Source organism: Treponema parvum (assembly GCF_017893945.1).
In the GTDB taxonomy this organism is placed as follows: Bacteria; Spirochaetota; Spirochaetia; order Treponematales; family Treponemataceae; genus Treponema_D; species Treponema_D parvum_A.
Map to the genome: position 1 here is coordinate 612,830 of NZ_CP054257.1, position 17,974 is coordinate 630,803.

17 protein-coding genes are annotated in these 17,974 nt (G+C 45.0%); 16 read left to right on the top strand and 1 reads right to left on the bottom strand.

Translation table 11 applies throughout. The features are described 5' to 3' along the window. The first annotated feature begins 2 nt into the window (after positions 1-2). The 16 genes from HRI96_RS02770 to HRI96_RS02845 all read left to right on the top strand — a co-directional run bounded on the left by HRI96_RS02770 (position 3) and on the right by HRI96_RS02845 (position 16,546). A complete protein-coding gene (locus HRI96_RS02770) occupies positions 3-1,928 on the top strand; it encodes a DNA topoisomerase IV subunit A (protein WP_210118006.1) in 1,926 nt (641 codons plus the stop codon). A gap of 3 nt (positions 1,929-1,931) precedes the next feature. After that, positions 1,932-3,026, top strand: coding sequence for a glycosyltransferase family protein (locus HRI96_RS02775; RefSeq protein WP_210118007.1), 1,095 nt, complete (start codon positions 1,932-1,934; stop codon positions 3,024-3,026). Further along, positions 3,026-3,637: an IMPACT family protein gene (locus HRI96_RS02780; protein ID WP_210118008.1), complete on the top strand. Its 612-nt coding sequence runs from the start codon at positions 3,026-3,028 to the stop codon at positions 3,635-3,637. The genes HRI96_RS02775 and HRI96_RS02780 overlap by 1 nt, the downstream gene beginning before the upstream one ends. A 102-nt stretch (positions 3,638-3,739) precedes the next feature. Beyond that, entirely contained in the window at positions 3,740-4,594 is an 855-nt protein-coding gene (locus tag HRI96_RS02785; protein ID WP_210118009.1) for an aldo/keto reductase, read from the top strand. A 101-nt stretch (positions 4,595-4,695) separates the two neighbouring features. Then, entirely contained in the window at positions 4,696-5,088 is a 393-nt protein-coding gene (locus HRI96_RS02790; protein WP_210118010.1) for a type II toxin-antitoxin system RelE/ParE family toxin, read from the top strand. Continuing rightward, complete coding sequence (locus tag HRI96_RS02795; RefSeq protein ID WP_210118011.1) at positions 5,075-5,347, top strand: helix-turn-helix domain-containing protein; 273 nt, start codon at positions 5,075-5,077, stop codon at positions 5,345-5,347. The genes HRI96_RS02790 and HRI96_RS02795 overlap by 14 nt, the downstream gene beginning before the upstream one ends. A gap of 202 nt (positions 5,348-5,549) precedes the next feature. Next, positions 5,550-5,831, top strand: coding sequence for a BrnT family toxin (locus HRI96_RS02800; protein WP_210118012.1), 282 nt, complete (start codon positions 5,550-5,552; stop codon positions 5,829-5,831). Next, a complete protein-coding gene (locus HRI96_RS02805) occupies positions 5,800-6,120 on the top strand; it encodes a BrnA antitoxin family protein (RefSeq protein ID WP_210118013.1) in 321 nt (106 codons plus the stop codon). The genes HRI96_RS02800 and HRI96_RS02805 overlap by 32 nt, the downstream gene beginning before the upstream one ends. A gap of 269 nt (positions 6,121-6,389) precedes the next feature. Continuing rightward, positions 6,390-8,645, top strand: a complete 2,256-nt coding sequence (pflB, locus tag HRI96_RS02810; protein WP_210118014.1) for a formate C-acetyltransferase — start codon at positions 6,390-6,392, stop codon at positions 8,643-8,645. Positions 8,646-8,788: 143 nt separating this feature from the next. Continuing rightward, positions 8,789-9,535: a pyruvate formate-lyase-activating protein gene (gene pflA, locus HRI96_RS02815; protein WP_210118015.1), complete on the top strand. Its 747-nt coding sequence runs from the start codon at positions 8,789-8,791 to the stop codon at positions 9,533-9,535. Positions 9,536-9,663: 128 nt separating this feature from the next. Next, on the top strand, positions 9,664-10,893 hold the full coding sequence (locus HRI96_RS02820) for a DUF3798 domain-containing protein (RefSeq protein ID WP_210118016.1): 1,230 nt from the start codon (positions 9,664-9,666) through the stop codon (positions 10,891-10,893). 28 nt (positions 10,894-10,921) lie between these two features. Continuing rightward, positions 10,922-12,145 (top strand): DUF3798 domain-containing protein, encoded by a 1,224-nt coding sequence (locus HRI96_RS02825; protein WP_210118017.1) that lies wholly within the window; start codon positions 10,922-10,924, stop codon positions 12,143-12,145. A 226-nt stretch (positions 12,146-12,371) separates the two neighbouring features. Then, complete coding sequence (locus HRI96_RS02830; protein ID WP_210118018.1) at positions 12,372-13,997, top strand: sugar ABC transporter ATP-binding protein; 1,626 nt, start codon at positions 12,372-12,374, stop codon at positions 13,995-13,997. Continuing rightward, a complete protein-coding gene (locus tag HRI96_RS02835) occupies positions 13,994-15,055 on the top strand; it encodes an ABC transporter permease (RefSeq protein WP_210118019.1) in 1,062 nt (353 codons plus the stop codon). Before HRI96_RS02830 ends, HRI96_RS02835 begins: the two co-directional genes overlap by 4 nt. Next, positions 15,055-16,161 (top strand): ABC transporter permease, encoded by a 1,107-nt coding sequence (locus HRI96_RS02840; protein ID WP_210118020.1) that lies wholly within the window; start codon positions 15,055-15,057, stop codon positions 16,159-16,161. Before HRI96_RS02835 ends, HRI96_RS02840 begins: the two co-directional genes overlap by 1 nt. A gap of 1 nt (position 16,162) precedes the next feature. Then, positions 16,163-16,546 (top strand): DUF6672 family protein, encoded by a 384-nt coding sequence (locus HRI96_RS02845; protein ID WP_210118021.1) that lies wholly within the window; start codon positions 16,163-16,165, stop codon positions 16,544-16,546. Between the two features lie 114 nt (positions 16,547-16,660). On the opposite strand, the gene HRI96_RS02850 is transcribed toward HRI96_RS02845, so the two are convergent. Continuing rightward, positions 16,661-17,791: a methyl-accepting chemotaxis protein gene (locus HRI96_RS02850; protein ID WP_430741168.1), complete on the bottom strand. Its 1,131-nt coding sequence runs from the start codon at positions 17,789-17,791 to the stop codon at positions 16,661-16,663. Between the last annotated feature and the right edge of the window lie 183 nt (positions 17,792-17,974).

The window sequence follows — 17,974 nt, forward strand, 5'->3', positions numbered from 1 at the left end:
TTATGGCCTTTGTAAAAAATATTTTTGACGAAAATTTTATTCAGTATGCAAGCTACGTTATCCGTGACCGCGCTATCCCCGACCTTGTCGACGGATTAAAACCCGTTCAGCGCAGGATAGTGCATACGCTTTTTGAAGTAGACGACGGGCGTTATCACAAAGTTGCTAACGTGGTCGGGCAATGCATGAAATATCATCCGCACGGAGACGCTTCCATCTATACCGCGCTTGTGAACCTTGCAAATAAAGAATTGTTTATAGATAAGCAGGGAAATTTCGGAAACATGTATACCGGAGATTCGGCCTCCGCTCCGCGCTATATAGAATGCCGCCTGCGCCCGATAGCGCGCGATATTTTGTACAGTCCTAAAATAACGCAATTTGTGCCGAGCTACGACGGCCGCAGCCAAGAGCCCGTCGTTTTTCGCGCAAAGCTTCCTCTCGTCCTCATAATGGGAACGGAAGGAATCGCCGTCGGCATGAGCACTAAAATACTGAGTCACAACATACGCGAAGTCATAGACGCTGAAAAAAAATGCCTTTTAGGGAAGAAGTTCCGCCTTTATCCGGATTTTCCTACCGGAGCTCTCATGGACGTTTCGGATTACAGGGACGGCAACGGCAAGATCGTTATGCGCGCCAAGATGGACACGACAGATGAAAAAAAGATCAGCATAACGGAAATTCCCTGCGGATGTACTACGGAAAGCGTTATGAATTCAATAGAAAATGCGGTAAAAAGCGGAAAGGTAAAGATCGCTTCGATTCACGATTATACGGCGGAAAGCGTAAACATTGAAATAAAACTTCCTCGCGGCGTGTATACAAAGGACGTCGTCGACGCGCTGTACGCGTTTACCGAATGCGAACAGTCGATTTCATGCAACCTTCTTGTGATACGCGACAATATGCCGGTCGTAATGAGTGTTTCCGAAGTTATAGAGTATCACGCAAAGCAGCTTACGGGTATCCTTCATGACGAACTGAAAGTTGAGAGAGCCGAAATGATCGACCGGCTTCACGCCCGCACGCTTGAGCGCATCTTTGTTGAAGAGCGCATCTATAAACGCATCGAAACCATGAAAACCGCAGAAACCGTAGAAAAAGCCGTGATCGACGGATTTAAACCGTTTAAGGCGGAACTTATACGTGAGGTAACTCATGACGATGTAGACCGGCTGCTTAAAATTCCTATCAGGCGCATATCGCTGTACGATATAAATAAAAACCGTGAAGAAGTTAAGACGATAAAGGAACGCATAAAAGAGATAGACAGGCTGCTTAAAAATCTTACCGAATATGCGGTATCGTATTTGGACGGAATACTAGCAAAGCTTGATGCAAAAGCCGTAAAACGCCGCACAGAAGTAACTTCGATAGATATGGTTGACGTAAAATCCGTGGTTCAGCGCAATATTCCCTTGCGTTACGATGCAAAAACAGGTTATCTGGGGACCGACGTTTCTGGGGGAGAAGAAAAACTTCTTGTAACGCCTTACGACCGAGTGCTTTTTGTGCGCGGCAGCGGAATATACACCGTCATGGAAGTTCCCCAAAAAACGTTCGTCGGGCCTAAGATGTGGTTTTGTTCGCTTGCGGACAAGGAAACTCTCGGCGCCGTTTTGTTTACGGTCTTGTACCGCGATCCCAAGACAAAGTATCTTTTTATAAAACGCTGCCGAATTTCAGCCTATATCATGAACAGGGACTATTTTTTTGCACCGGACGGGATGGAAGTGATTCACATAGATACTCGTAAAAATTTTGCGTTTACCGTTCATTTTACCGCAAAACCGCGGGTTAAAATTTTGGAAAAACGCTGTAAGGCTTCGGATTATGTTGAAAAAGGGCTCAAGGCTTTAGGCGTAAGGATTGAAGCGCGCGAAGTCGACAGTGTGGACGTTGAAGTGGCAAAAGGAGAGCCGTAAAATATGAAAACATACAGGCAAATGATACATGTTTTAAACGCATGCATGCGTGTGAACATGTGGAAAGCTCTTTTTTCTTTTTTGCTTATGTCCGTGCTCGAAACGCTCGTTATGTCGTTTTTTTCGGGGCCCGTGATTATGCTGCTGGCCAAAGGCGGAGTTGCGATTTTTCCTATAGCCGCGGCGGTTGCCTTGCTTTTTATGGGCTTTGTCTTTGTTATGTTTTTGCAATACGGATACCAAGTATTGCTTTTACGCATTTTGCGCAACGAATTCGTTACGCTGGGATTCTTGTTCAGCGGTTTTAAAGACCGTAAAAGAATTTTGCGCGCTTCATCATTATTTTCTTTGGGAATGATAACTTCGCTTGTCATTTGCCAAATTCTTGTCTTAATAATAAATCTTAACTTTGAAAAAAACATACAAACTCTAAAATTTCCCGTCCTTGTAGGAATAATTTTTATCGTGTATACGATAATTTGTGCCGTTTTGCTTATACGCTTTGTTTTTGTTTGGGTATGCATTTACGACAATCCCGATTCCAAAGTAGCGGACGTTTTTAAGACGAGCGCGACATTGCTTAAAGGCAGATGTTTTAAACTTGCAGGATTTATACTTTATGCCGGCGGAATATACCTTTTAGTCGCCGTAAGCGCATTTTTGTTGTCCTTTCTGATTCCGCGTGATTTAAAAGGATTGCCGGCTTTTTTATTTTCCGTAACGGAATTAGTGTATTTTGTTTCCGCTTATACGGCCGTCGTAAGAATGTTTATGTCGGTTCCGCTGTTTTACACTGAGGTTTTGGCGGTGTCAGGAGCGGGCGTGAAAAACGAGCGTAAGGCGCTTGAAAGCCCTGCGGATATGGGCGGCGCTGAAAATCCTTGCGGCGCAGACCCAAGAGAAAGCGGCTCTGTGAATATGGGCGGCGACTCGGATGGTGGCGCCGCAGGCTCAGGTGGCAACGGCGACTCGGATGGGCGCGCCCCTGCGGATGGACGCAACGTTCAAAATCCCCGCAGCAGCGATTCTGACAACGGCGCCTTAAATAGGCGCGGTGCCGATTCGTCTGAAAGCCCGACTGTTGATGAAAAAAACTGATGAACGCTTTATCGGTGCGCATCGTTTTTGAAACCGTCGTAAAAAACTCTCGTTTTATCGCCGAGCTTTTGCCTTGTTCCGCTCAGGCTCAGGCGAGGTCGCTCCTTAAAGAACAAAAGATGAAATACAATGACGCGTCGCACGTGTGCCATGCCTTTGTCATAGGCGCTGCGGCTGAAATTCTAGGCATGAGCGACGCGGGCGAACCGCCCGGCACGGCAGGCCGCCCTATGTTGGACGTGCTTAAAAACTGCGGCTGTACGAATATACTTTTGACGGTAACGCGATATTTCGGCGGCACTCTTTTAGGTACGGGCGGCCTTGTAAAAGCATATTCCGATTCCGCAAAGCTCGTGCTTGAAAAAGCAAGAGAGCTCAACGCATTCGAAGAGCTTGTGTTGAAAAAAGAGTTTTCGTTTGCGCTGCCTTATAAGTTCTATGACACGGTAAAACGCTGTTTTGCGACGTTTCACATATACGACCTGGCGGAAGTTTTTCAAACGAACATAAACATAAACGGCCGGATCCGAGAAGACGAAGCCGATCTTTTTGCAAAACATGTTTTTGATATTACGGGCGGCGCCGTTGTCGTCGAGTTTTTAAAACTTTAAATGTTTGTCGCACATCCGAGTGCGACAAGGGGCGACATTATTTGTGGGGCGTGCATCCGTGTTCGGCTTTAATTAAAATAAAATATGTTATAATATTTTATCATGAATGATTATGTGATTTTACGAGACGGCACGAAGCTCTCGAAGCTGGGCATGGGAACTTGGTTCTTAGGCGAAAATTCGTCGACTAAAGATAAGGAAATTGACGCTGTCCGCACAGGTATCGAAAACGGCGTTACGCTCATAGATACTGCGGAAATGTACGGTTCCGGAAAATCGGAAATGCTCGTAGGCGAAGCTATAAAGGGCTTTGATCGCACTGAACTTTTTTTAGTTTCAAAAGTATATCCCCACAATGCAGGAAAAGCGCATATTTTTACCAGCTGTGAAAATTCCCTTAAAAGACTCGGCACCGACTACCTTGACATGTATCTTTTGCACTGGCGAGGTTCGATTCCTTTGTCGGAGACCGTATTTTGCATGGAAAAATTAGTTTCTGAAGGAAAAATAAAACGCTGGGGCGTTTCAAACCTTGATCTTTCTGACATGAAAGAACTGTTTTCAATTAAAGACGGAAACAACTGTGCCGTCGATCAAGTGCTGTATCATGTGGGCTCTAAGGGAATTGAATACGATCTGTATCCGTGGTTAAAAGAGCACAATACGGCTGTAATGGCCTACTGTCCTATGGCTCAGGCCGGATCTCTTCAGTATGAACTCACGGAAAACCGCGTGTTAAAAAAAATCGCCGATTCACGCAATATAAGCGTTGTCAATCTCATGCTAGTTTATGTGCTTTCAAAACCCGACATGATAGCGATCCCCAGAACAGGCAATAAAAAACATGCCTTGGAAAATGCAAAGATGCGCGATATTGTCCTTACCGAAGATGAAATAAACATGATAGACGCGGAATTCCCTCCGCCCAAACGAAAAATCCCGCTGGATGTCGTATGACGTTTCAGGTAAACAGTAAATTTGATGATATTCCATGTTGTTTTACGGGCGCAGTGTAAAAAATATTTGATCTGATATATCAAATATGATATACTTTGGTCATGGGGTATGAGATAGAATTTTATAAACCCGAAAGCGGAAAAAATCCTGTAAATGAATTTATACAATCGCTTCAAAAAAAACCGATTGCTAAAATTTTACGGGATATAACGCTCCTACAAGAAGTGGGGCCGGATTTACATTATCCCTATGTGGATTTCATTAAGGGCGACAGATATGAAGGCTTAATGGAACTTAGGACAAAACAATCAAACAATATTTTCAGGACTTTCTATTTCGTTGTTGTAAAGGATAAGGAAACGAAAGAAGAAAAGGCTGTTCTACTTCATGCGATACAGAAAAAGACGGACAAGACTCCGCAAAAGGAACTTGAAACCGTATTGGCACGAATGAAAGATTATAAATCAAGGGGTAGTTGTTATGGACGATTTTGACAGATTGAAGGCTGAACTTTTCAAAGACGTGCAAATAAAGGCGGAGTATGACGCTCTTGAGCCTGAATATGAGCTGATAAAACAGATTATAAAGGCACGGGCTGAAAAAAAGATGACACAGAAGCAGCTTGCCGAAAAAATCGGCACACGACAGTCCAATATTGCCCGATTGGAAAGCGGAAACTATAATCCATCATTTAAGTTTTTGCAGAAAGTTGCAGTCGCATTGGATAAAAGATTGTCTTTTTCGCTGAGTTAGTATTCTGTCTGTTTTTCTATCGGTCTTTCACTGTGTCGGACGGAAGATAGCTAAAGATTTATGGAAAGTGAGGTTTGATATTTCAGCGGTCGAAGTTAAACGATGATTTTTTATACGGAAATTCCATAACTTCTCAAATGCAAATTTTAACAATACTTGACGAACCGATTTGTACATTATACTATGTACATAGGAATGAACAATGACATTCGAGTGGGACGAGAAAAAAAATGCCATAAACAAAAAGAAACACGGGATTGATTTTTATGAAGCTGTTCGTGTTTTTCTGGACGACAAACGAATTGAAAAATATGATGAAGGAAATTCTTCACCTGAAGAAGAACGAACAAAAGTTTTAGGACTGGCACATAAAGTTGTCGTTGTAATATATACAGAACGGCACGAGAATCTAAGAATAATATCTGCACGGTTTGCAACGAAGGAGGAAAGAGATGAGTACTACAGTAACTATGACCTTAGATGATGTAAGAAAACTTCCGCCTATTAGTGAAGAACGAAAGAAAGAAATGGATTCGTTTGTAAACACGGATTTTTCCGACTGTCCAAAAATGACAAAAGAGGAGCTGTCGCAGTTTAAACCGTGGTATGAAGTTCATCCTGAATGGGTTCGGATTAAAAAAGGCGATATTCATACCAAAATAGATTTGGATCTTCTGGATGCTCTTAAAAAGGGCGGAAAAGGTTATCAGAAACGCCTGAATCAGGCGCTTCGTTGGGCACTTGAAAATAACTGCCCTTATATGACAGTTTAATATTTGATTTCCCTCTCCTTAAAATGCGTCACCGCAGAAAGCCTACAGCTTTCAAAAATGCCGCATTCGTACGTGTTTTGCGCAAACAAGACTTTTGCTGTTTCGGCTTTGCCCCAAACTCGCGCGTATTGCACGAGTTCTCCGCATTTTAGGCCTAAAAATAAATTCCTTGCCATTGTATAAAAAATGTAATTATATTATTATTGGTACGTGAATATATACGTTAGCCCTAGCTAATTAAATATATCAATAATAACACAGGAGGGATCATGTCCTACGATAAAGCATGGGCCGGATTTACCGGCAGGTATTGGAAGCAAGAAGTTAATGTTCGCGATTTTATTCAGCAGAACTATACTATATATACGGGTGATAAATCTTTTTTGGAAGGTCCTACGGAGGCAACCGATAAGCTTTGGGGCGAAATTAAAAAGCTTCAAAAAGAAGAAATAAAAAAGGGCGGAGTTCTCGACATGGACACAGAAGTGGCTTCGACGCTTACTTCCCACGCCGCCGGTTACATCTGCGCTGAAGGTAAAAAGCTTGAAAAGGTCGTCGGACTTCAGACGGACAAACCCCTCAAAAGGGCTTTTATGCCGTTCGGCGGAATTCATATGGCGGAAGAAGCCTGTGAAATGTACGGCTATAAACCGAGTCCCGAACTCCATAAGATATTCACTCAGTACCGCAAAACACACAACGACGGCGTTTACGATGCGTATACGCCTGAAATGCGCACAGCCAGGAAGAATAAGATCATTACCGGTCTTCCTGATACTTACGGGCGCGGCCGCATAGTGGGAGACTACCGCCGCGTAGCCTTGTACGGCATTGATTATCTTATAGAACAAAAAAAGGCTGATCTGCACAAAAGCGATAAGCTGGCAATGGTGGAAGCCGTTATCCGTAAGCGCGAAGAAATTTCCGAGCAGATAAGAGCTCTTAACGGCATGAAGGAAATGGCGCAGATATACGGCTATGACATTTCGCAGCCCGCGACAAATGCGCGGGAGGCTTTCCAGTGGCTCTACTTCGGTTACCTTGCCGCAATAAAAACGCAAAACGGCGCCGCTATGAGCGTCGGCCGAATTTCAACTTTTTTAGACATATACATTGAGCGTGATCTTAAAAACGGTACGATTACTGAAAAAGAAGCTCAGGAATTGGTCGATCATTTTGTTATGAAGCTTCGCTGTGTAAAATTTGCCAGAATAAAATCGTATAACGAACTGTTCTCAGGCGATCCCGTTTGGGCTACGGTGACTGTCGGCGGAATGGGAACGGACGGACGTCCTCTTGTTACAAAGAACGATTTCCGCTTCCTGCACACGCTTGAAAACATGGGCCCTGCTCCCGAACCCAACCTTACGGTTCTTTATTCGATATATCTGCCTGAAAACTTTAAAAAATATTCCACCGAAATTTCCGTAAAAACCAGTGCGGTTCAGTATGAAAATGACGACGTTATGCGTCCCATTTGGACCGACGACTATACGATCTGCTGCTGTGTTTCGGCAACTCAAGTGGGAAAGGAGATGCAGTTTTTCGGCGCTCGAGCGAATCTTGCAAAATGTTTGCTTTACGCCATCAACGGAGGAAAGGACGCTCTTACGGGCACTCAAGTAGGTCCCGCTTACGCGCCCGTAACATCGGAATATCTTGATTACGACGACGTTATTACCAAATATGACGCGATGATGACGTGGCTGGCCGGGCTTTATGTGAACACCCTCAACCTCATCCATTACATGCATGATAAATATTACTATGAGGCGGCGCAGATGGCTTTGCTGGATTCAAAAGTGCATCGCTCGTTTGCGACTGGTATAGCGGGTTTTTCCCATGTCGTAGATTCTCTTTCCGCAATAAAATACGCAAAAGTCAAGGTTATCCGTGACAGCGAAACCGGATTGTCAAAGGACTTTGAAGTGACGGGTGATTTCCCGCGTTACGGAAATGACGACGACCGCGCGGACGACATTGCAGTGTGGCTTTTAAAGACCTTTATGAATAAGATCAAACAGTACAAGACGTACCGCAATTCCGTAGCTTCAACTTCCATTCTTACGATCACTTCAAACGTGGTTTACGGTAAGGCTACGGGAACGATGCCCGACGGACGCAAAAAAGGCGAGCCTCTGTCGCCCGGCGCAAACCCGTCGTACGGAGCCGAAAAGAACGGACTTTTGGCGTCTTTGAACTCGGTCGCCAAACTGCCTTACGAATATGCGCTTGACGGTATATCGAATACGCAGACGATCAACCCGTCCGCGCTCGGCCATAACGATCAGGAGCGTTCCGAAAAACTGGTTCAAATCTTGGACGGATATTTCAGACAGGGGGCTCACCACCTTAACGTCAACGTCTTCGGTATCGATAAACTCAAGGACGCTATGGAACATCCTGAAAAGGAAGAATACCAGAACTTTACGATACGCGTATCAGGATATGCGGTGCGGTTTATTAAATTGACAAAAGAGCAGCAGCTCGACGTAATAGCGCGCAACGCTCACGGCGTTTTGTGATCCGGTAAAACCGAACTTTTGACAATTTAAAGGCGGAGCCGTTGCGATTTTATTGCAGCGGCTCTGTTTTTTTGTAATAATATCTGTAAGTTTAAGGCGCTAAACTTCAATGCGATGGAACCGCAATTCGGCGCTATGATAATATGGAAACTTGTAAAGGAAACATACATCAAATAGAAACCTTCGGCTCTGTAGACGGACCGGGCGTGCGATTTGTGATCTTTGTTCAGGGCTGCAACATGCGCTGCAAATTTTGTCACAATCCGGACACTTGGTCGCTGGAAGGCGGCCAGAAAATTTCCGCGGAAGAACTCATTGCACGTGCCCTGCGTTACCGCCCTTATTGGGGAAAAGACGGAGGAATTACCGTCAGCGGCGGAGAACCTCTTCTTGAAATTGATTTTCTTATCGAGCTGTTTAAAGAAGCCAAACGCTACGATATAAATACGGTGATAGACACCGCAGGCGGACCTTTTACCCGTCAGGAGCCTTTTTTTTCAAAATTTAAAAAACTTATGGAATACACCGATCTTCTGCTGGTCGATATAAAACACATCGACGATAAAGAGCATGTAAAACTTACAGGAGTTCCCAACGGCAATATTCTGGACATGTTTCGTTATCTGTCCGATACGGGCAAGCCGATCTGGGTAAGACATGTGCTTGTTCCCGGTATTACCGATAATGACGAATATTTAAGGCGCACCCGGGATTTTATCCGCACGCTTAAAAACGTCCGCCGTGTTGAAGTTTTGCCGTATCATTCGTTCGGTAAGGCAAAATACGATGAGATGGGAATCCCCTATCCTTTAAAAGACACGCCCACGCCGTCTTTAGAGCGCGTGGAAAACGCAAAAAAAATTCTTGAGACCGAAAAATATGAAGAATAAGCGTTTTTTATATAAAAAAATCGCTTTCTTTTTAAATTATTTTAAAATTAACCTTGACGTGTTGTTTGTGGATAGTCATAATTATTAGGCGTATTTTGTTTTTTTTATAAAGTTACGGGAGCAAAAAAATGAAAAAAGTTTTTATCTTGATAGGGATATTGATGCTGCCCCTCGCATTATCATTTTCAAACGGAACAAAAGAATCCGCTGCAAGCGGCGTTTCTTCTAAAAAATTCCACATAGGTATTGTTACCGAAACCGTTTCGCAGGCGGAAGACAACCTTCGCGGAGCTGAAGAGCTTATAAAGCGCTACGGCGCCGTAAAAGACGGGGGGATGATACAGCACGTAACATATCCTGACGACTTTATGTCTCAGCAGGAAACTACGATCTCTCAGATCGTGGCGTTGGCAGACGATCCCCTTATGAAGGCCATCGTTGTGAACGCATCGGTTCCCGGCACTGCGGAAGCTTTTAAGCGCGTAAAGGCAAAAAGGTCGGATATTTTATGCTTTGCAGGCGAACCTCAGGAAGACCCCCTTGTTATCGAATCAAGCGCGGATCTTGCCATAAATGCAGACTTTATTTCCCGCGGATACACGATAATCTGGGCTGCAAAGCAGATGGGGGCGAAAAGTTTCGTTCATATTTCATTTCCCCGCCACATGTCTTATGAATCTTTGGGAACACGCCGCCAGATCATGGAACAGGCGTGCGCTGATTTGGGGATTAAGTTTGCGTTTGAGACGGCCCCCGATCCTACGAGCGACGTAGGCGTTGCTGGCGCACAGCAGTTCATACTTGAAAAAGTTCCCCAGTGGGTTGAAAAGTACGGCAAAGAGACTGCATTTTTCTGTACGAACGATGCTCACACCGAGCCGCTTTTAAAGCAGATAGCCAAGTACGGCGGAATGTTCGTAGAAGCCGACTTACCGTCGCCCCTCATGGGCTACCCCGGAGCGTTTGGAATAGATCTTTCATCCGAAGCGGGAAATTTCCCTGCGATTCTTAAAAAAGTTGAAAGCGTAGTGGTTGCGAATAACGGAGCCGGAAGATTCGGCACGTGGGCTTATTCTTACGGCTTTACCGTCTCTGCGGGTCTCGGAGAATTTGCAAAGCGCATAATCGAAGGCACTGCGAAACTTGAGAGCAATAAGGATCTGTTTGACAGCCTTGCGGTGTTTACGCCGGGAGCCAAGTGGAACGGAGCTAACTACATAGACCAGAACACGGGAGTCCGTTCTAAGAACCACATGCTCATTTACATGGACACCTACGTATTCGGAAAAGGATACCTGCCCACAACTCAGCAGGAAGTTCCTGAAAAGTATTTTAAGATCAAATTTGCAAATAGATAAGATATTTATTGATTTTCTGGAGGAAAAAATGAAAAAAGTCATGGGTTTTGCCGCGCTTTTTTGCGCTGCATCGCTGGTTTTTGCAGCCGGTACAAAAGACGCCGGCTCTACAGGTTCTTCTGGCAAGAAATTCCACATCGGTATTTTGACGGGAACCGTTTCGCAGTCGGAAGACGATTTACGCGGAGCTGAAGAGCTTATAAAGCGCTACGGCGCCGTAAAAGACGGAGGAATGATACAGCACATCACGTATCCTGACGACTTTATGTCTCAGCAGGAAACTACGATCTCTCAGATCGTGGCGTTGGCCGACGATCCTCTTATAAAGGCGATCATAGTAAATCAGGGTGTTCCGGGCACTGCGGAAGCTTTTAAGCGCGTAAAAGAAAAAAGATCGGATATTTTGTGCTTTGCAGGCGAACCTCACGAGGATCCTCTTGTTATCGAATCAAGCGCGGATCTTGCCATAAATGCGGACTTTGTTTCCCGCGGATACACGATAATCTGGGCTGCAAAGCAGATGGGCGCGAAGAGTTTCGTTCATATTTCGTTCCCCCGCCACATGTCGTACGAAACGCTGGGAACCCGCCGCCAGATTATGGAACAGGCGTGCGCGGATTTGGGACTCAGGTTCGTATTTGAAACCGCCCCCGATCCCACGAGTGACGTAGGCGTTGCTGGCGCACAGCAGTTCATACTTGAAAAAGTTCCCCAGTGGGTTGAAAAATACGGAAAAGAAACGGCGTTTTTCTGTACGAACGACGCTCACACCGAGCCGCTTTTAAAGCAGATCGCCAAGTACGGCGGAATGTTCGTAGAAGCCGACTTGCCGTCGCCGCTCATGGGCTACCCCGGAGCGTTCGGCATAGATCTTTCGTCCGAAGCGGGAAACTTCCCTGCGATTCTTAAAAAAGTTGAAAGCGTAGTAGTTGCGAACAACGGAGCGGGCCGTTTCGGCACGTGGGCGTATTCTTACGGCTTTACGGCGTCTGCGGGGCTCGGAGAATTTGCAAAGCGCATAATCGAAGGCACGGCGAAACTTGAGAGCGGCAAAGATCTGTTTGACAGCCTTGCGGTGTTCACGCCGGGAGCTAAATGGAACGGAGCCAATTACATAGACCAGAACACGGGCGTTCGTTCGAAGAATCATATGCTCGTTTATATGGACACCTACGTATTCGGAAAGGGATACCTGCCCACAACTCAGCAGGAAGTTCCTGAAAAGTATTTTAAGATAAAATTTGTAAAATAAAATATAAGGGCATCTCGAAAAAACGCCTTTGGCGATTTTTTCGAGATTTTGACGAGTTTTAACTTTCTGTATTATCGTAAGTTAAAACTCGCATTTTAACGGCTCACAGCCGCAGTTGCCTTTGAAAACTGCAGTTTTTAAAGGTTTCCATAAATTATAAAGGACGGCTTTTGTTTTATCTTTCTCTTGACTTACAAAAGCTGTCCTTTGTTATGCTAGGTTATAAATGAATGAAAACATCCCCCTATTGCGTCTTAAGGGCGTAACAAAAGATTTTTTCGGAACGACCGTACTTGAAGATGTCTCGTTCGATCTTCACAAGGGTGAAATTTTAGGTCTCGTCGGTGAAAACGGAGCCGGTAAGACTACTTTGATGAGTATCCTTTTCGGAATGCCGCACATAAGCGATTCGGGCGGTTACGGTGGTAAAGTTGAAATAAACGGTTCCGAAGTGCATTTTAAATCACCGTTTGATGCTTTGGATGCCGGAATAGGTATGGTTCACCAAGAATTTTCTCTCATTCCCGGATTTACGACTACCGAAAATATTATGCTCAATCGCGAGCTTACGAAGCCCAATTTTATGGTCGATATTTTCGGCTCACGCTTAAGCACTCTCGATCGCGCCGGTATGCGTGCGCACGCGATCGCCGCCATAAAAAAACTCGGAGTTTCCATCGCGCCTGAAATGAAAGTTTCCGAAATGCCTGTGGGACACAAACAGTTTACGGAAATTGCGCGTGAAATAGATCGGGAAAAGATGCGGATATTGGTTCTGGACGAACCTACGGCGGTACTTGCCGAGTCCGAATCCGAAATACTCTTAAAGGCTATAAAAGAATTGGCTGCAAGCGGAATTGCAGTCATCCTTATTTCTCATCGTCTGCAGGAAGTCGTAAATACCTGCGATCGTGTGGTAACGCTGCGCGACGGGCGCTCCGTGAGGGACGTTCCCGTTTCAGAGACTAACGTCTCGGACATAGCCGCTTCTATGGTTGGAAGAACCGTCACAGACGAGCACTTAAAAAAGCACGCCGAACTGAATGCCGCCGAAACGGAAAAGCTTGACGAAACCGATAAGATTCTTACGGTCGAACATTTATGGGTGGACATGCCCGGAGAAACCGTACGCAATGTAAATTTCAGCGTAAGGCGCGGAGAAATCTTCGGTATAGGCGGATTGGCCGGACAAGGCAAACTCGGCATTCCGAACGGGATTATGGGATTGTTCCCCGCCGGAGGGAGGGTTGTTTTTGGCGGTAAAGAAATAAAATTGAACGATCCTAACGCCGTTTTACGCGACGGGCTTGCCTTTGTTTCGGAAGACAGGCGCGGCGTGGGCCTTTTGCTTGACGAAAGCCTTGATTGGAATATTTCTTTTACGGCGATGCAGGTAAAGGGAATGTTTCTTAAAAAAATACTCGGGGGCCTTTTTTCTTTACGCGACGAAAAGGCCATGCAAAAAATCGCCCAAGAATATATAAAACTCCTTGACATAAAGTGCACTTCTTCAAAACAAAAGGCAAAGGAACTTTCCGGCGGAAACCAGCAGAAGGTTTGCCTTGTTAAGGCCTTTTGCATGGAACCCAAACTTTTGTTCGTTTCGGAACCGACCAGGGGAATCGACGTGGGAGCAAAGGCCGTAGTTCTTGACGTTCTGCGCCGATATAACCGGGAAAACGGAACTACCATAGTTATGGTTTCAAGCGAATTGGAAGAATTACGTTCGGTTTGCGACAGAGTTGCCGTAGTTGCCGGAGGGAAAATAGCGGGCGTCTTATCACCGCGCGAAAAGGCTGAAGAATTTGCTTTATACATGTCCGGAATAAAAAACACGGAGGATGCCGGATGATTTCTGAAAATTTAAAAACCGCATTAAAAGACAAACTGCACGAGTTCGGGCTTCCTCGCATGATCATTGCGGGATTTTTGGTAGTGCTGTTTATTACGGCCCCGTTCGTGGGCGTTTCGATGAGCGCTTCTTTGACGGACATTTTTAACCGTTTCGGACAGAACGAGCTTTTGACTCTCGCCATGATTCCGATGATCCTTTCAGGCGCGGGGTTGAATTTCGGCCTCTCGTTGGGGGTAATTGCAGGACTTTTAGGTTCGACTATTGCAATGCAGCTGGGACTTACGGGCTGGATGGGAATTTTCGGAGCGATGGCCGTTTCGATTCCGTTCGGCATATTATTCGGCTGGCTTTACAGTTTGCTTTTAAATCGCGTTCGCGGTGAAGAGATGACTATAGCCTTATATGTAGGTTTTGCGGCCGTAATGTTTATGTCCATAATGTGGCTCGTTCTTCCGTACACAAGTGAAAATATGGTTTGGGGCTATAGCGGCGAAGGTCTTAGAACGACTATTACCCTGGACGGTTATTGGGTTAAACAGCTGAACGATTTTCTTGCAATAAACATAGGCGATTTTTTCGTATTTCCTACAGGAATGATCTTATTCTGCGCCGTCATGAGTTTTTTTATGTGGCTTTTTATAAGGAGCAAAACGGGAACCGCAATAACGGCGGTCGGTTCAAACCCTGACTATGCTCGCGCCGGGGGAATTAACATAAACAGGATGCGCACGATAAGCATAATAGTTTCGACGGTTACCGGCGCCATAGGGATCTTAGTATATCAGCAGAGCTACGGGTTCATTCAACTTTATCAGGCGCCGCTTTTTATGGCCTTCCCTGCAGTAGCTGCCATTTTGATAGGCGGCGCGTCGATAAACAAGGCGTCCATATTGAACGTTATTGTCGGTACAGTCTTATTTCAAGGAATCCTTACGCTCACGCCGTCTGTGATCAACAGCGTACTGCAAACGGATGTGTCCGAAGTTATACGAATAGTGCTGTCAAACGGCATGATATTGTATGCCTTGACAAGGAAAACAGGAGCGACCAGATAATGAAGTTGAATAAAGATAAAATTAAAGGTTTTTTAGCGGATAATCTGGTTGCCGAAATATTTTTGGCGCTTACTATTGTGTCTATTCCGCTGTCCGGATTTTCCGCACAACTTATAATTGACGACATACTTACGCGCATAGGAAGAAACGCTTTTTTGGTATTTTCTTTGATCCTGCCCATTATGGCCGGTATGGGTATCAACTTCGGTATGGTTCTGGGAGCCATGGCGGGGCAAATCGGGCTTATCTTTGCGATGGACTGGAGAATTGCAGGGATACAGGGACTTGTGTTTGCAGCCCTCGTGGGAATTCCTATTTCCGTAGTTTTAGGCTGGATCGCCGGCTCTATTTTAAATAGGGCGCGCGGACGCGAAATGGTTACCAGCTATATTTTGGGCTTTTTTTTCAACGGGGTATACCAGTTTTTTGTTTTGTATCTTTTCGGGTTTTTATTTCCGCTGCATAACAAGGCGATAGCGCTTTCACGCGGATTCGGAGTAAGAAATACGCTGAACCTTGATCCCGTGCGTCAAGTTCTTGACAACCTTTTGATGCTCCGCATAGGAGGAATAAAAATTCCCATATCAAGCTACATTGTGATAATCGCTCTGTGCTTTTTTATCATATGGTTTAGAAAGACAAAACTCGGCCACGACATGAGAGCCGTAGGACAAAATCAAATGGTGTCCAATTCAGCGGGAATTCCCGTTGAAAAGACAAGAATAGTTTCGATCATAATTTCCACCGTTTTGGCATGTATAGGGCAGATCATTTTTTTGCAGAACATGGGAAACATGAACACGTATAACGCGCACGATCAGACGGGTTTTTTTGCCGCCGCCGCGATACTTGTAGGCGGAGCTTCGGTTGCTAAAGCCACGATTCCCAACTGCTTTGTAGGAGTTTTTTTGCTGCATTTGATGTACATTGTCGTTCCGCGTGCGGGACAGAATTTGTTCGGTTCGGCAAATATCGGCGAATATTTTAGACAGTTTATCGGTTACGGAGTTATCGCATTGTCGCTTGTGATCCATGCATGGCGTACGCGGCGCAATGCCGAAAAACAGCGTGAAAACCTTAGGCGCGCATCGACGGAGGAAGATTAAAATGCAGGCTTCGCGTAAAAAAACGCTGATCATAAGGGCGGTTCTCATTACAGGATATGTTTTGCTTGGAATTGTGATGTTTGTCACGGGACGATCCCATACGGTGTTAATAGATAATAAAAATGCCGAAGACGCTTCTTATAAGGCGATTAATGGTATGGAGGTTTCTATAAATCGTCTGCCTCCGAGCGAATTTATGAAGGGAGACCGTGACAAATTTATCATAAAGGGGCAGCGTTTGAAAATCCGCGTCGCCTCCTTTGACGGGCAGGTAGACGAGGTGTTTAATCTTAAAATTCCGCTTACACAGGATGCGGTGCTTGTTTCCGTACCGAAACTTGTAAATAAAATTTCGGGAGCGGTCGAGCCTTTTTCCGTATATTAAAAACTCGTCGTTCGACGCCTCTGCCGCACGATTGTTTCGATCGCATTCCGTTTTGCGCAGGATCATGCGCAGAACAGGATCGGCGACTTTAAGCGTGCGGCTGCAATCCTCCAATCAAACTTTGAATTTTTTTACTTCTTGCAGCAATGTGTTAATGCTCGTCTTATTGTTTTGTGTCATTTCATTTACTTCTTGTATCGCGTTGTTTATTTCCTGTGCGCCGATCGACATTTCATTCATCGCCGCAGTGATTATCGCCGTAAGTTCGTTAAGGTTTTTCATCTTTTCCGTGATGTGATTGCCGCTCTTTAGCATTTCGGAAGAACCTTCGCTTACTTCCGCCGTCGCAGCGTTCATGCTTTTTATGGCCGACAAAATTTCGGAACTTCCCACGTCCTGTTCTTTCATCGCCGCAACGATCAGTTCTTCCTGCTTTGAAATTTCATTTACGGAGTCATATACTTCTACAAAGGAATCTTCCGCGCTTTTTCCGGCTACGGTCAGATCTTTGATCGTTTTTATGGATTCGCCGATGACTTCTCCTATCTGTTTTCCCTGTACGTTGGATTCTTCGGCAAGTTTTCTGATTTCATCGGCGACTACGGCAAAACCTTTCCCCGTTTCGCCGGCGTGAGCGGCTTCGATAGCGGCGTTCATCGCCAAAAGATTTGTTTGGTTCGCAATATTTTGTATTACTTGGCTCGCTTCAAGCAGGGATTCGGATTTTTCGGCAATCTGGTTTACGACTTCATTCATTTCCCGTACGCCTACCTTGCCTTTTTGAGTCTGTCCGTATACAGTTTTGATGATCGAATTGTTTTTTTCAAGCATTTTTGCCACCGATGCAATGTTCGCTACCATCTGTTCAATCGCTGAAGACGAGCGCGATATGCTGCCAACCTGTATTTCTATCCTTAAATCCTGCTGACTGAGTTTCTTTGTAACTTGTTCAACGGCGGCGGCAGTTTCATTGACGTTTTCATTTTGAGATAATACTTGTCCTTTTATGGAATCTATATTTCCGTTGATTTGGTTTATGCCTGAGGCGGCTTCGGTCATGTTGGCGGAAAGATTTTCTCCGATAATCCCCATCTTATTTACATTTTCTTCTACGGACTTTATGGTAGCGCTTATCGATTTTATCGTTTGATCGAAATACCCTGCCAGCGCCGCAAGTTCGTCGTTGCCGTTAACGGGAAGATCGACCGTTAAGTCGCCGTTTGCAATGTCTTTTAATGAGGTCATGATCTTTTTTACAGGTTTAATGATAAAACGCTTCGTAAAACCTGTTATAGTAAGGACGAACAGGAGCAAGATGAATATCAATATTCCGGTTGTTTTTATGAAGAATATGTTTTTTTCCGTTTGTATGCTTTTGATGGAATAGCGCAGCTTTACAAAACCGATACGGTCTCCTGAAAAATCTTC